This window comes from Sulfuricurvum sp. (assembly GCF_028688295.1).
Lineage (GTDB): Bacteria > Campylobacterota > Campylobacteria > Campylobacterales > Sulfurimonadaceae > Sulfuricurvum.
The window spans coordinates 15,596-30,332 of record NZ_JAQTYM010000023.1; the positions used below are offsets into that span (position 1 = coordinate 15,596).

Below are 14,737 nucleotides of genomic sequence, written 5' to 3' on the forward strand. Positions count from 1 at the left end.
AAACCTATAAAAATACAAAGGAAAAATGCTCTACAATTAAGCAAAACTTTTGATGAAGAGTGATTGCCATGAACAACGACAAACCCCTAACATTGGAAGAGATGTTGAAAAATTACACTCCCGAACCCCTCGAATACGATCCCGAAGTCGACGGTGGAGATGAGTTTTTGATCCGCGATCAACTGCTGGAAGAGAAAGAACGGCTTAAAGACGTTGTAACGAAACTTAAAGAAAAACAGCGCGAAGCGAGAAAAGTACGTCGCTAAAGTACCCTTTGTTATAATCCCCTAAAAATTGAATAGGAATTTGTATGCTCCAAAGTGCATTCGACGCTTTTAACAGCGAGCGCTACGAAGAGGCGCTTGAACTTTTCGAAACCCTCGCCCTTCAAAACAACCCTACCGCTCTCTCTTCACTGGGGTACATGCACCAAAAAGGGCTGGGGGTTGAGAGCTCACTGGAGCGCTCATTCCACCTCTATACCCAAGCCGCCGAACTGAACGAACCGACGGCGATTTATAATCTCGCCCTCATGTATGCCGATGGGGTTGTTGTTCCCCACGATCAGTTCAAATCGTATGAACTCCTTTTACGTGCGGCTATCCTCGAATTTCCTCAGGCACAGTTTGAAGCAGCTCTGGCATTAGAACGGGGTATTGGTTGTATTCAAAATTTTTCCGAAGCAGCATTTTGGTACGAAGAAGCCGCTAAACGGGGCAATGCAAATGCCTTCAATAACCTCGGCGTCCTCTACAAAGAGGGTCATGGAGTATCCCTAGACTACCCAAGAGCATTTATCTGCTTCTCCCGCGCCGCTAATGCTAACCTCGCTGAGGGGCAATACAATTTAGGGTTGATGTACGATCAGGGGCTCGGATGTGAGATGAACAACGACACGGCGCTGGAATGGTGCCGAAAAGCGGCCTATAACGGTCACGAAAAAGCAAAAAGTATTATCCGCTCTTTGCAAGAAGAGGGTAAAATTGTATTTTAACAAAGGAGCACTATGTTTACAGGTTTGATTCGAGAAATGGCGCAGGTGAAGAGCTTTGGAGGGAACCGTTTATCCCTCAAAGCCACGCATAAGCCAAAACTCGGTGACTCCATCGCTATCAACGGTACGTGTCTCTCGGTTGTGAGCATTGAGTCTGATGGATTCAGCGTCGAACTCTCTCCTGAAACCCTCAAACATATCGCTACCGAAAAACTCTCAGGATCAGTCCACATCGAACCCGCGATGATGATGGGAGATCGCTTCGAGGGACACATCGTACAAGGGCATATCGACACGATCGGCACCATCCGCTCCATCACCGACAACGGTAACAGCTACGATGTCATCGTCGATGTGGATAGTGAGTTTATCCCCCTCATCCCCCCTAAAGGTTCTATCACGATTGATGGGATCAGCCTCACCGTCAACGAAGTGATGGAGGGTGCATTTCGCCTCACGATCATCCCGATCACGATGCGTGAAACGCTATTTGGCACTTATAAAAAAGGGACACGTGTTAACATCGAAACCGACGTATTCGCCCGTTATATGCGCCATATTCTCACTGCATCAAAATCTCAAGGGATGAGCTGGAATGATATCGACCATATCCACTCACTCTACTAACCATGAAAACGATTGAATGGGTCATGATGGCTGCCTTTATCGGTGGACTTGCTCTGTCGCTTTACAAGGTCTATCTCTTTCTTCCGCAAAAGGCTCTGGCTGATGATGACACCACCCCTGAATCGGTAGCGCTGTTAGAACGCATAATGGTCGAGTCTAATCAAGCGGGGATGAGCGAAGAAGCATTGTATGAACAAATGCTCACCCATTCCGAATTTGATCCGAAACACTTTTGGCGTTTCAATGAAAACCGCCTCCGCCACCTCATCGATCACTATCGTCTCAAAGAACCAAATTTTCGTCTCTAAGACTTTGGATGGACGGATTGCACGCAATCTTATGTTCCATATCGACTCTCTCATACTTCACAAGCTCACGCCGCGAGGCAATCGTCGCATTGCGATACCCATCACCCGCATTGAGATAGACATGAAAGCCATTTTCATAGAGTGCCAATCGTGTAGCGAGTGCAGTTGAATAGGTGGTGAGTATCCCATCCTCTCCCATCAACCGTGCTACATCTGCAAAATACTCCTGCGTCCAAAGCAGTGGATTAACCGAAGGGCTAAAGGCATCTTGATAGCATACATCCCACTCACCTTCCAACTCACTCATCGCAACCCGCGCATCCATAATATCGACGGTGATTACCGTCCGCTCATCTTCATACCCACCGAGCGTTGCAATGTCGGTGATAATATTTCGGTATGGCTCAAAGATGTCTGGATAAGGAAAATCAACGAGTGAAGCCACCAATTCGCCATCGAGTTCGGGAGAGTAGATTTCGAGGGTTGTCTCGGGACAATAGGTATCGCGATAATAGAGGCTCAGGAGGGTATTAAATCCCAATCCGAAACAGATATCGATGAGTCGAAGGTGATCTTTCTCGCGGTGCAGTGCAAAAGCAGGTTCAATGTGTTTTTTGAGTGATTCATTGAGAGCGCCGTCTTTGGTCGAATGGTAGTGTTCGTCGTATTCACTGCTGTAAGCTGTATAACTGCCATCTTCGCTTTGTACCCACGCTTGTGCCATCCGTTACCTCACATCTCTTCTTCATCCAATTATATCGTTTCAAACCAATAACTTTAAAGAGGTTGCCACAGTGCTTTGATCCCAAAAACAATGAATTGAGCCGCAATCGCTCCGACGACAAGACCCATAATTCTCGTCATAATTTTTAATCCGACAACACCCAAAACTTTTGTCAAAAAGATTGCATTTTTCAATGTTAAATAGATAATCAAACAGACGATTGATACCGCTACGACGAGTAATAAAATTTCTAGCATACTAGAACTTTTTGCTTTAAAAATCATAAGGGTAGATATCAATCCCGGACCAAATAAAATGGGAATTCCGATAGGGATAACAGAGATATCTTCTTTTAACATTGTCACTTTGGATTCTTCAGATGAATGAGATGTTTCTGGGATTTTACCCTGCACCATATGAATGGACATCAATAACAAAATGATTCCGCCGATCACCATCACCGAAGAGGTGGTAATCCCAAAAAGTTCAAAAATAGCATTACCCAAAAAAATAGTAATTAAGGAAGCAATCATTACGGTTAATGCAGCTTTTTTACCAATTTCTTTCGTATCTTCTTTGGTAAGATTCGAGGGGGAAGAGGAAATCATAATCGCTGCAGCTGCAATAGGGTTTAGGATAGTGATCAAACCGACCGAATAATGGAGTAGTGTCTGTAGGTGAGCAAAATAATTTAGCTCCATTTGTTTTTCCTTGCTTGTGACACTTTGAAATTTTTTACATTATATCTCTTCAAACCTATTTTAGCTTTTTGCCTATGCCAACAAAAACTATTATAGTCCATTACCCCACATATGCATCTTCTTCCCCACAATTACCTCATGCCCCTCAATCAAATCGCTCATTGCATTGATCGCCCGAAATTCCACTTGATCGAGCAACGATTCAATCTCAGTAATACTCATCGAATCGTTTTTTTGGATAATAATGATTTCTGAAGCATTGAGCAGCGTTCGGTAGATCAGCTCTAAAAATTTACGCGGTGTTTCATGCAAATGCAACACATCCTGCACGATAACCGCGGCGTAGTCGCGGGGGATTCCACCTGCTGGAGATTTATAATCTTTGATCGTAAATATTTTATGAAAAGGGTTGAGATTTTGATGCTCGCCTGGGAAAAGTGAAATATCGATTAACCCCTCATAAGGAGCGAGGAAACCACCTAACTCCTCAACCATCGTATCCAAATGACTGGTCACCACCATAATCTTCGTATGGGGTGTAGGATGAAGGAGAGAGGTAATCATAGTGCCAAATCGTGCAACTCACGGAAAAGATAAGCTTCGACGATATCATCGATGGTTCTCTGAGTATGAGCCACCAACACCATCATCTGCTGATCGAGAAATTCCATCACAGGCTCATAATTGTTAGTGACGATCACCGCATCGCATGGGGTGTCGATCGTCGTGCGATCCGTATAAAAGTTAATTTCAATGACTCGTCCCTCTTCGACCTCTACCGTCGCCCAAAATGATGCACTCAAAATGCCCGTAAGCTCAGACTCCTGCGTATCATCGCCATTCATCGGTAATAAAAGAAGCATTATTGTTCTACCTTCGATAAATCTAGCGCTAATGCTTCGTTATCCATGATATCGATATCACGGCGGAGCACTTCGGTCGCAATCGCTTTCGCATCTTCGAGGGAGTGCATAGTATAGGTTCCGCATTGATAGACGTTGAGTTCAGGAATATCACTTTGTTTTTCTACGGCGAGAATATCGTGCATGGATGCTTCCCACGCATCCGCTACGGTCTCTTCACTCGGAGTACCGATCACTGACATGTAAAATCCGGTGCGGCATCCCATAGGAGATATATCGATGATCTCCGTGCTCCCTGAGTTGAGATGATCACGCATAAATCCGGCGAAGAGATGCTCTAGAGTATGAATCCCCTCAGAGGAGAGAATCGCCTCATTCGGACGGCAAAAACGGAGATCGAATACCGTAATATCATCCCCTTTGGGTGTTTTCATCCCTTTGGCACGACGAACGGCAGGGGCTGGCATAATGGTATGATCTACACAAAAACTGTCAAGTAACGGCATATGAATCCTTAAAAGTAATCTTTATTTTTGTGTATATTAACACATTTCACCGTTCCATCGCTATAATTTGACCACTAATAGAAGGATCTAACATTATGACAAGCCTCTTTGACGATACATTCGCCGTCCAATACCAAAACGACCCACTGGGGATGAGGGTCTATACCTCCCAACTCTTGGGTCAGAGTAAGGAGCTCGTTCTCCACGGCGGCGGAAATACCTCGGTGAAAATCGATAATACCCTCTACGTCAAGGGGAGCGGCTGGAATCTCGATACCATCGAAAAGCCTGGGTTTTCTCCTGTAAATCTCGACGTACTTTTAGAGATGGCGACACGAGAGAGCCTCAGCGATACCCAAATGGTCGCTGAACAGCGTGCAGCAATGAGCGATCTAAGCTTCCCGAACCCCTCCATCGAAGCAATCCTCCATGCCATCATCCCTTATGATTTTGTCGATCACACCCATGCCGACGCGGTCGTCACCCTCACCAATACTCCAAATGGAAAAGGATTGGTTCAAAAGCTCTATGGACCTAATATGCTCATCATAGACTATGTAATGCCCGGATTTGAGCTGGCAAAACATATCTATGAGATCACCCGCACCATCGATTGGGATAGTCTCACAGGGATGATTCTGATGCACCACGGCGTCTTTACGTTTGATAACAATGCACAGCGTGCCTATGAGAAGATGATTGAGATCGTCACCGTTGCCGAAGAGTATCTCACAGAACACGTCACATTGGCATGCGGAGACTGCGAAGGGAAAGGGGACAAGTCTATCGCCGAAGCGGTGGGAATCGAAGCGGCAAAACTGCGCGGATGCGACCTATTCCCACTGCTCATCGACTCGCCCCGCGCTCAGCTCTTTAGCATCCTCCCCAACCTCGAAGCCCTTGTCAAAAAGGGAGGGCTAACACCCGAACACGTTATCCGAATCAAGCCATTCCCCGCAATCATCGGCGGTGATATTACTAAGGGGATTGAGCAATTTACACAGGAGTACAAAAGCTATTTCGATGCTAATGCTTCCTCAGAACATATCTGTCTCGATCTTTCTCCCCGCTATGCTGTGATCAAAGGGAGCGGGATTGTGGTACTCGGCAAAGATGAAAAAGAATCCCGAATCATCGCTGACATCGTCAAACACACCATCACCGCCATCCTCTCTGCCGAACAGCTCGGAGGATGGGGATCGCTCACACTCGCTCAGATGTTCGAAATGGAATATTGGGAACTTGAACAAGCAAAACTCAAAAAATAAGGATACAACATGAAAATTACAAAAAAAGTGACCTTTATCGCCAAAGAGGAACATATCGCAACGGTCAAAAAACTTTTAGAAGATATGGTTGCCCCATCGCTGAAAGAGCCTGGATGTTTGTTTTATTACATCTTCCAATCCCAAAACAATCCGCGTAAATTCTTCGCCGTTGAATCGTGGGCAGATGAGGGGTCGTTAGAGGGGCACAAACACACGGAGCACTACGCGTACTACAAATCGCACTATGAACCGTTTGTGGATGATAAATATACCGAAGAGCTTGATTTACTCGATGAAGGTGCTTATCGTTTCTAAACTCCCGGAGCCTTCCACATAGGCTCTAATGTCCCCTCACGGACTAATTCCATCTGTTTAGAGTAAACTTTGAGCCACTTTTCTTTAATCTCACCATACTGCGTGTGATTGAGCATGTTCGGCTCATACGTCCGCTCGATTTTGACGATATTTCTCCCCGCCTCTTCAAAGCTTTTATAGACTCCTGCACCGATTCCGCACGCCATCGCTACACCTAATGCAGTCGCCTCTTTGACTACCGGTACGCGCACTTCTAATCCTGTGACATCCGCTAAAATCTGCGACCACAGCGCCCCGTTGGATGCACCGCTCGCAAAGGTAATGGAAGTAGGTGATACACCGCTAAAAGTTTTGATATTCTCCAGATTGATTGCACTGACGATGCACGCGTTCTCTTCGAGGGAGCGAAACATCGATGCGACGTTGTATTTGGACTCATCCAGCCCCAATCCGATAAACGAAGGAGAGGCGTGTATCCACTCGCCGTAGTTCATCCGATCACTGAATATCGGGGTGATTCCATGTGATCCGAGGGGAACACGTGAAGCTATAGCTTCAAGCTCTGCATAACTTTTTCCGCATCCAAGTGTGTTACGAAACCATCGCATCACAAGACCCGTAAAAAAGGTGATCCCCTCCGCCTGAGACATCCCGCGTACAACATGCGGATTGACCCTCAACAGCATCTCATTGGAGAGTTTCGCATCGCTAGTGATATTGACCACCTGCTGCCAAAAGCTCCCGCCGAGGACGACTGCATCGCCAAGCTTGGATGCCCCTAGACCTGCCGTACCGATCTGCACGTCACCGCCCCCCATCACAACTAGGGTTTCCGTGCTTAATCCCGTCTCGTTAGAAGCTTCTGCACTAATATGACCTAAAATTTCTCCACTCTCGCGTATAGGGACAAACAAATTTTTGAGTCCGCATTGCTCGAATTCTCTCTTGTCCCAGTTTCGATTTCGGAGACTAAAAGCTCCCGCCGTCCCCGCGTTGGAAGGCTCACTTGCTAACTCACCGCTAAGTTTGAAAAGTATCCAGTCGCTGATCATCGTAAAGTAGCGGGCTTTTTCATACAATGAGGGACGGTTGTTTTTCAGCCATAGCAGACGTGGTGCGGCAGAGAGGGCAAACGTTTGTCCGCTAATGGCGTAGCTCTCTGCTTCCAATGAGGGAAATGTTTTTTTGAGATAGGAGACTTCTTCACCTGAGCGGCCGTCGACATTGGCTACGCCCCAAAGCTCACGTTTGTCACCGTCATAGACAACGATCCCCTCGCGCATACTTGATGCCGATACCGCCGCAATCTCAGCAGGATTGATCCCTGAGGTAGCAATCGATTCGCGGATACACTTTCGGGCAAGTTCCCAACCGCGCACAAAATCAAATCCCATCGACCCTGCAACATCCGCTTCAGAAATATGTTCCCACTCGTATTGGGCAATCGCGATTTGGTTTCCGAGGGTATCAAAGATGATGGATCGGATACTCCCCGTCCCAGCATCGAGTACTAAAAAAAAGCGTTTCAACGAAGTTCTTTCATATTGAGAAACAGTTCCATCGGTAACTTTTTCTCTATCGTCCCCTCTATTGGGTGAATTTCGACATTGCAAATGGAATCTTTGAGTTCTTCGGCAAGCTTGAGAAGTTCTTCTTTGCTGTCTCGTTTCGCGATACCGCGTGCGGAGCATCCGGTAACACCGGTGTGATTATAGGTCATTCGATACATAGCTAATCCAATAAATATATTTTATTGATTACTCTAAAGCAAAGAGGGTTCCACAAAGGAACACCTAAAAGAATTTAATATTCGAGTACGCGTGGTAAACTTTTCGCCTCTTCTATCCAACGCACCAGCTCTTTTTCGGTCGGAATACGTTTACTAAGTTTTTTAGAACTGTTTACTTCATCCATTTTTTTGAGTAGATTAGAGGGTACACGCATCGCTAACTCTTTGGTCGTATCGACGCCTGAAGCTTCAAGAAGTTCAGAGTACTGAGGGCCAACCCCTTTGATCCGAAATAAATCAACCATATTAGCAAATCGTAGAATATGCTTTTCAGGTATAGCGGTATTTTTTACTACTGCAGCACGTTTTGTAGGGGTAGAGAGTGCATGAAGAAGTTCTTCGGTATCTCTGATCCCTACTGAGCGTAATTTTTCACCGAATGTCTCACCGATCCCTTCGACTGCTTCAATCTTATAACTAGCCATCAACTTATCCTCCGTTGATAATGTATAAGAACAGTATAACGCCAGAATGTAACCGAAATGTGAGTACAGGGTATTTTTAAAGAAAAGAGAAAAGGAGAGGGAGAGGAAGTGTCTTAGACACTGGCCTCTTCGCGACGTTGGAGATAATCCCATTTTGCATCGACACGTGCTTGCCACTCATCGATTAAATAGTCGTATTGTTTGGTGAAAAGGTGTTTAAAACGCCCTTGCGCACCGAGGTAATCACGTACCGGAATAATATTTTTCGGACGATAGGTAATATTTAGCTGTGTTCCGTCGATAATCTCATACAATGGGAAAACCAAAGAGTCGGTTGCCAAATCAGAGATTGCAATAGTATCTTCAGGTGCAAATTTCCACTCAGTGGTACACGCTGACATAGCATTGATATACACCGGACCCTCAGCTGCAAACCCTTTTTGGATTTTAGCAACCATATCTTTCCATTTATTCGGAGCAACTTGAGCCACATACGGAGCACCATGGGCTGCCATAATCGCCATCATATCTTTTTTGTTACGTTTTTCACCGTAACTGACACGTCCTGCCGGAGTTGTCGTAGCCGATGCACCGATAGGAGTAGAAGATGAACGTTGTCCGCCTGTATTTGCATACACTTCGTTATCCAAACAAACATACATCATGTTATGTCCACGTTCGAAACATCCGGAAATCCATTGGAAACCGATATCGTAAGTCGCACCGTCACCGCCGAATGCGACGAATTTAGGGGTGCGATCCGGTTGTTTCAAGCGCCCTTTGGTTTTAAGCGCTTTATACATTGCTTCAGCACCCGCTACCGCAGATGAACCGTTTTCAAATCCAATGTGAATCCATGACGCATCCCATGAGGTATACGGATAAACCGCAGTACACACTTCCAAACACCCTGTAGATGCCGCAAGGATTAAATCATCATTAGTCGCATTCAAAACTTCACGAACGATAATCGAGTGAGCACAGCCCGGGCAAAGAAGGTTAGCCCCCTCAAAGCGATCCGCCGAAGTGGAGAACTCTTTGAGGTTTTTAATTTTTTTAATTTCTGACATAATTGCCCCTTAGAAAAAAGAGAGTTTCGGTCCGCGAAGGCCGATATACTGTTGTAATGGAGTGGTTACTTTACCCGCATCCGCATTTGCTTTAAGATCTGTAAAGATACTCACTAAGTGTGCTTTGGTCAAGTCACGTCCACCCAATCCGTAGATATAATTCGTCAATACTGCTTTGGTATCGGTGTTGAACAATGATCCTGAAATCTCATTGAAAAGGGCTCCAACTGTACCGTGTGGACTTGAACGATCCAATGCTGCAATCGCTTTAACATCGCTCAATACTGCAGCAATTTGTTCCAATGGCCATGGGCGGAAAACACGGATACCGACAACACCCGCTTTAACTCCCTGAGCACGCATCTCTTCAGCCACTTCACGTGCCGTTTCAACCGATGTTCCCAAACATACGACGGCAACTTCAGCATCGTCCATGTTATAGGTCTCAACAAGATTATATTTGCGTCCTGTCAATTTTTCAAAATCATCGAAAGCTGCTTGAATTTTAGGAAGCACCGCTGTCATCAATGCATGTTGCTGGCGTGCTTTATGCTCAAAATGCCAATCTTCTTCGGTTTGAACCCCGTGCGTTACCGGATGATCAAGATCCAACATATCATTCATCGGTTTATATTCACCGACAAAACTAAAGGCTACTTCATCGCTAAGCGTGTGAACACCTTGAGCGGTATGAGAGGTCATAAACCCATCTTGGTGAACCATTGCCGGTAAACGAACATCATGATCTTCAGAAACTCTGAAAGCGATAAAGTTCATGTCATACGCTTCTTGCGGGCAGTAAGAATCGAGTTGAATCCAACCACTGTCACGTCCCATATACATATCAGAGTGGTCACCGTTAACGTTTAGAGGTGCACCGATAGCGCGGTTAACCACGTTTAGAACGATCGGCAAGCGCATACCGGATGCTGAGTAAAGGGTCTCAACCATTAATGCAAAACCTTGTGAACTGGTAGCCGTTGCAACACGTCCGCCTGCGGCGGCTGCACCGATACAACATGACATTGCACCATGCTCAGATTCAGTCATAACGAATTCACCGTCAACATAACCGTTTGCTGTAAAACCTGCATAATTTTCGACGATAGGAGTTGATGGGGTAATCGGGTAAGCGGCTACAACATCAACTTGTACTTGACGAAGCGCATGGCTTGCCGCCATATTACCATCCCAGACTTCAATATCGCGTAGTTCCATTGTATCTGCCATTAGTCTTCCTCCACTACAGTATCAGCTTTTTTCTCTTTTTGAGGCCACTCAGCAAGTGCAACCTCTTCCTCTTTTTGTTCCGGGAACATCAAGAGTGATTTTGGGTTCGTCGGGCATACTTCAACACAGATCCCACACCCTTTACAATGGTCAAAATCGATTCCGACCATTTTTTTATCACGTGAGATAATTGACATATCGGGACAGTAAACCCAACAAAATTGACAATCGATACAATAGTCTTTGTTAAACAAAGGCTTTTCAATACGCCAGTCAGCTACGCTCGCCGTAAACGAGTTCGATTGTGAATAAGGGCGATCTTCTGGCAATGTTGTTGCGATATCGCGTATTGCTCCGTCAAATGAACGAAGCATAGCACCGATTTCAAATCCATCCCATCCTTTTTTTTCCATCATGTGCTCCTTATTTCACTTCATCATACGCGCGTTGAATCGCGATCATGTTAGCATCGATAATTTTTTGTGGTAGTTTTTTCAATACACGTATCATGTTCTCTTTGAAAAAGTCCATTTCATACATACCTGATATTTTCATCAAAGCACCCAACATAGGAGTGTTAGGGATCGCTTTTCCGATTGTCTCTTGTGAAATTTTAATACAGTCTACGGTGTAAACTTTTTTACCTGCGAGTTTCGGCTGTGAAGCAACTAACTCTTCCGTACTCATATGTGTTGTGATGATATAGACAGTATTCTCTTTTTCATTTGCTGTAATGTCTGCCACATAAACAAGTGCGGGGTCAATCACCAAAACATAATCGGGAGCCATGAATTTCTCATGGTTCATAATGACTTTTTCATCAACACGGTTATAGGCGGTCATCGCAGCCCCGCGTTTAGCGGAACCGTAAAATGCAAATGCTTGGACATGCTTACCGGTGGTAGATACAACATCGGCCAAACCTTTGGCACCCGTTACAGCGCCTTGTCCGGCACGACTATGCCATCGAATTTCTAGCATGAATTCTCCCTCTGACTTAAGTTCTTAAGTTTAATTTTAATCAGTACACGTATTCTATGAAAGTTGCTCTTAAATGTAGCTTTTCATCATTTGTGAGGTTTCAAACCAAAGAGAAAGTGTTACTTTCATCCCCGCTGAGCGATGTATCGTACCGCTTCAAGAGCGTCTCTTTGTATAACATCTGTTAATGTGAGTAATTGTTCCATATTATCGTATCCACTGGTTACCGCCACACATTGAATCCCTGCGCGGTTGGATGCTTCAATATCCAAACAGGTATCGCCGATCATCCATGCTTCCTGATGTTTATGTTCCATTTGAATAAGGGCTTTTAAAATAGGTTCCGGATGGGGTTTTCGATTTTCGACATCCTCAAATCCGATCAATGTATCAAAGTAGTGCATTAGGTTAAAATATTCCATTAACTCACGTGAATAGCGCCCAGTTTTCGTTGTAACAATCCCAAGTCTTGCAAACAATGAAGCTTCTTGTATGGCTTCGATTGCATTAGGTAACAAAATAGTTTTTTGACACGCAATCTCTCGATAATAGAGCTTATAAGTACTCACATGTATATCAATCAAATCATCTTGAACACCGACCCCCGCAAACATTGTCTCCAAAGTATGTCCGATTTGAGAGGTAATCATGGAGTCACTCACCTCTAAACACAAATTATGCGTTTGAAGTGAATGGTAAAAACTCTCCAAAATCGCTTCCGTCGAATCGATCAACGTTCCATCCAAATCAAACAATATAATCGTCTTCATTATTGTTTCTCCCAATCAATATAATCTTCCCATATCCCGTTTATAGTCGGTTTTATCCCTCGAATAGATCGGCTATAGACATTAATCTCATTAGGGATCACCAAGAACAGATAGGGATTATCCCCCACAATTTGAGCAAAAATTTGACGCTGTAAATCGGCGATCTTTTCAGGGTTCGTTGAGCTTTCCATCCTCTCTATCAGCTCATCCGTCCGTTTTGAATGATAACCTACGAGATTAAATCCCCCAGAAACATCACTCTCGCTATGCCATAGGGCATACGGATCAGGGGTAAGTGAGAGCGACCATCCAAGCAATACCGAATCAAATTTACGCGGTGTTACCACTGTATTTAAAAATGCCTGCCACTCCATAACGCGAAGGGTTACTTTCACACCGACATCCAATAACTGTCGCTGTAAAATTTCAGCGGCATAGGGGCGAATTGCGTTAGAGTTCGAAGTGGCAATTTCAAATTCGAATGGATGATCTTTACTATAGCCCGCCGCACTCAGCAGAGCTTTAGCACGTGCCAAATTTCTCTTCGGCGCTTTTACCTCATCATTAAACCCATTACTCCCCGGTAAAAAAGGTCCGGTACACACCTTTCCATGACGTAAAAACAATACATCAATCAACGCTTCACGATCAATCGCCAAAGAGAGTGCTTCACGTACACGCGGGTCTTGAAATTTTTTAAGCCGAAGATTAAATCCCAAATAGGTATAACTGTGGGATGGGAGTTCCAACGTAGCAAACTCTTTATGAAACGTTTTATCCAACTGTCGTTCATACTGCATCGGTTCCAATCCATCAACATCAATTTGACCCGATTTTAGCATCAAAAAGCGTGTCATAGGATCGCTGATAACATGAAAAATGATTTTATCAATCTTGGGTCTATGTTCAAAATAGTTGGGATTTGCCTCAATCACGATCTGTTTTGAGAATTCGAGTTTTTTCAAGATATAAGGGCCTGTACCGATGGGTGCAGTATTAAATTTGGACCCCATAATATCGTTTTCACGACTGAGGATATGTTTCGGGACAATCCCCATCATCCAGATCTCTAACGCTTTGAAATACGGTTTTTCATACGCTACACGTAGAGTATAATCATCAATTACCTTAACACTTTTAATGACCCTAAAATCAGAAGCATACGGGGTAATTGTGGTCGGTGCTTTGATCAGGTTGTAAGTAAAAAGGACATCTTCAGCACTAAAGAGCTTCCCATCATGCCATTTCACCCCATGTCGGAGTTTAAATTCGATCAGTGTCGGGGTAATAAAATGATATGACTCCGCTAAATCACCTATAATCTTTTGACCGCTCTCATCATATTTCACCAGAGAATTAAATAAAAAGCCGGCGATAGAAGAACTTGCAGAATCGGTAGCGATGAGTGGATTAAGACGAGAAGGATTAGAGGAGGCGCTGAGATGGAGTGTCGAAGCAATCAGCCAGACACTTTGTAAAAGAAGTAATAATAGTTTCAATCCGGGCCCATTTTTTGGGTGAGATTATAGCATCTAATCGTGCACTCCCTCTTTACGAAATTCTCTTATCTGAATGAATTTATCGACACCGCGCACAATAACCAAAATAATAAGCCATGCCAAAATCATCGTAATAACAGTATGACTCAAAAAATGGTCTCCAATGACCATTTTATACGTCCCCATACTCCACCCGATTAGCATAGCACTTGTAGCAGCCGCAATTTTTGCTTTTCGCGAACGAAATAAAAATACCAGTGCAAGCAATGCAAATCCGCCACTTGCATGCCCTGCCGGCCAACATTTTTGTTTTTCTAAATGGCAATCTTCTGTATTGTATTTTTCCCAGACACACGTATGCGGATAAACTCCTCCAAAAATTTCTATATTCTTTGGGCAGGGCATATTGGTCACCGCTTTTAAAGATCCGACAACAACTGGAACCAATACCGAGGATAAAATAACAATTACTATCCCTCGTCGATACGGCTTAAAAAAAGAGCGTTTCCATACTGCTATCGAGCCAAATAGCATCAAAACAGCAATAATAATCAAAAGACGTTTGATTCCATCATAAAAAATAAATTTTAAAACTTCATTATTCGTATCAACACTCCATTCATGGGTGAGAGGATTGTAAAAATGACTTTGTACCCAAATATCTGCA

At 44.3% G+C, this 14,737-nt stretch carries 21 protein-coding genes; 6 read left to right on the top strand and 15 right to left on the bottom strand.

All coding sequences use genetic code 11. The features are described from left to right. The first annotated feature begins 68 nt into the window (after positions 1–68). From PHR02_RS06640 to PHR02_RS06655, 4 genes are read left to right on the top strand one after another with little or no spacing between them, the layout of a single operon-like run. Positions 69–266: a hypothetical protein gene (locus PHR02_RS06640; protein WP_299990435.1), complete on the top strand. Its 198-nt coding sequence runs from the start codon at positions 69–71 to the stop codon at positions 264–266. 44 nt (positions 267–310) lie between these two features. Continuing rightward, positions 311–994, top strand: a complete 684-nt coding sequence (locus tag PHR02_RS06645; RefSeq protein ID WP_299990437.1) for a tetratricopeptide repeat protein — start codon at positions 311–313, stop codon at positions 992–994. A gap of 12 nt (positions 995–1,006) precedes the next feature. Further along, complete coding sequence (gene ribE / locus PHR02_RS06650; RefSeq protein ID WP_299990439.1) at positions 1,007–1,621, top strand: riboflavin synthase; 615 nt, start codon at positions 1,007–1,009, stop codon at positions 1,619–1,621. A 2-nt stretch (positions 1,622–1,623) separates the two neighbouring features. Beyond that, entirely contained in the window at positions 1,624–1,929 is a 306-nt protein-coding gene (locus PHR02_RS06655; protein ID WP_299990441.1) for a hypothetical protein, read from the top strand. Here PHR02_RS06655 and PHR02_RS06660 read toward each other — a convergent pair. The 5 genes from PHR02_RS06660 to luxS all read right to left on the bottom strand — a co-directional run bounded on the left by PHR02_RS06660 (position 1,904) and on the right by luxS (position 4,723). Next, positions 1,904–2,653, bottom strand: coding sequence for an MnmC family methyltransferase (locus PHR02_RS06660; RefSeq protein WP_299990443.1), 750 nt, complete (start codon positions 2,651–2,653; stop codon positions 1,904–1,906). The genes PHR02_RS06655 and PHR02_RS06660 overlap by 26 nt on opposite strands. 53 nt (positions 2,654–2,706) lie before the next feature. Continuing rightward, positions 2,707–3,354, bottom strand: coding sequence for an NAAT family transporter (locus PHR02_RS06665; RefSeq protein ID WP_299990445.1), 648 nt, complete (start codon positions 3,352–3,354; stop codon positions 2,707–2,709). Between the two features lie 90 nt (positions 3,355–3,444). Then, positions 3,445–3,918, bottom strand: a complete 474-nt coding sequence (locus tag PHR02_RS06670; protein ID WP_299990447.1) for a hypothetical protein — start codon at positions 3,916–3,918, stop codon at positions 3,445–3,447. Then, complete coding sequence (locus PHR02_RS06675) at positions 3,915–4,217, bottom strand: hypothetical protein (protein WP_299990448.1); 303 nt, start codon at positions 4,215–4,217, stop codon at positions 3,915–3,917. The genes PHR02_RS06670 and PHR02_RS06675 overlap by 4 nt, the downstream gene beginning before the upstream one ends. Then, on the bottom strand, positions 4,217–4,723 hold the full coding sequence (gene luxS / locus PHR02_RS06680) for an S-ribosylhomocysteine lyase (protein WP_299990450.1): 507 nt from the start codon (positions 4,721–4,723) through the stop codon (positions 4,217–4,219). Before luxS ends, PHR02_RS06675 begins: the two co-directional genes overlap by 1 nt. A 95-nt stretch (positions 4,724–4,818) precedes the next feature. Between luxS and PHR02_RS06685 the strand changes: the two genes are divergently transcribed. Both PHR02_RS06685 and PHR02_RS06690 read left to right on the top strand, forming a co-directional pair. Continuing rightward, the gene (locus PHR02_RS06685) at positions 4,819–5,991 is read left to right on the top strand and encodes a class II aldolase/adducin family protein (RefSeq protein WP_299990452.1); all 1,173 of its coding nucleotides are present in this window, start codon (positions 4,819–4,821) and stop codon (positions 5,989–5,991) included. A gap of 9 nt (positions 5,992–6,000) precedes the next feature. Then, entirely contained in the window at positions 6,001–6,306 is a 306-nt protein-coding gene (locus tag PHR02_RS06690) for a putative quinol monooxygenase (protein ID WP_299990453.1), read from the top strand. On the opposite strand, the gene lsrK is transcribed toward PHR02_RS06690, so the two are convergent. From lsrK to PHR02_RS06740, 10 genes are all read right to left on the bottom strand, one after another. Continuing rightward, positions 6,303–7,835, bottom strand: coding sequence for an autoinducer-2 kinase (gene lsrK, locus PHR02_RS06695; protein ID WP_299990455.1), 1,533 nt, complete (start codon positions 7,833–7,835; stop codon positions 6,303–6,305). The two genes, PHR02_RS06690 and lsrK, sit on opposite strands and share 4 nt — an antisense overlap. Continuing rightward, positions 7,832–8,026, bottom strand: a complete 195-nt coding sequence (locus PHR02_RS06700; RefSeq protein ID WP_299990457.1) for a hypothetical protein — start codon at positions 8,024–8,026, stop codon at positions 7,832–7,834. The genes lsrK and PHR02_RS06700 overlap by 4 nt, the downstream gene beginning before the upstream one ends. A gap of 83 nt (positions 8,027–8,109) precedes the next feature. Beyond that, positions 8,110–8,520, bottom strand: a complete 411-nt coding sequence (locus PHR02_RS06705; protein WP_299990459.1) for a DUF4332 domain-containing protein — start codon at positions 8,518–8,520, stop codon at positions 8,110–8,112. Positions 8,521–8,633: 113 nt separating this feature from the next. Continuing rightward, complete coding sequence (locus PHR02_RS06710) at positions 8,634–9,590, bottom strand: thiamine pyrophosphate-dependent enzyme (RefSeq protein WP_299990461.1); 957 nt, start codon at positions 9,588–9,590, stop codon at positions 8,634–8,636. A gap of 9 nt (positions 9,591–9,599) precedes the next feature. Then, complete coding sequence (locus tag PHR02_RS06715; RefSeq protein WP_299990463.1) at positions 9,600–10,820, bottom strand: 2-oxoacid:ferredoxin oxidoreductase subunit alpha; 1,221 nt, start codon at positions 10,818–10,820, stop codon at positions 9,600–9,602. Next, on the bottom strand, positions 10,820–11,233 hold the full coding sequence (locus PHR02_RS06720; protein WP_299990465.1) for a 4Fe-4S dicluster-binding protein: 414 nt from the start codon (positions 11,231–11,233) through the stop codon (positions 10,820–10,822). Before PHR02_RS06720 ends, PHR02_RS06715 begins: the two co-directional genes overlap by 1 nt. 10 nt (positions 11,234–11,243) lie before the next feature. Beyond that, a complete protein-coding gene (locus PHR02_RS06725) occupies positions 11,244–11,801 on the bottom strand; it encodes a pyruvate flavodoxin oxidoreductase subunit gamma (protein WP_299990467.1) in 558 nt (185 codons plus the stop codon). A gap of 125 nt (positions 11,802–11,926) precedes the next feature. Next, on the bottom strand, positions 11,927–12,571 hold the full coding sequence (locus tag PHR02_RS06730; protein WP_299990469.1) for an HAD family hydrolase: 645 nt from the start codon (positions 12,569–12,571) through the stop codon (positions 11,927–11,929). Beyond that, the gene (locus PHR02_RS06735) at positions 12,571–14,070 is read right to left on the bottom strand and encodes a peptide-binding protein (RefSeq protein ID WP_299990471.1); all 1,500 of its coding nucleotides are present in this window, start codon (positions 14,068–14,070) and stop codon (positions 12,571–12,573) included. The genes PHR02_RS06730 and PHR02_RS06735 overlap by 1 nt, the downstream gene beginning before the upstream one ends. A 33-nt stretch (positions 14,071–14,103) precedes the next feature. Beyond that, a partial coding sequence (locus PHR02_RS06740; protein ID WP_299990473.1) for a phosphatase PAP2 family protein occupies positions 14,104–14,737 on the bottom strand: 634 nt, incomplete at its 5' end.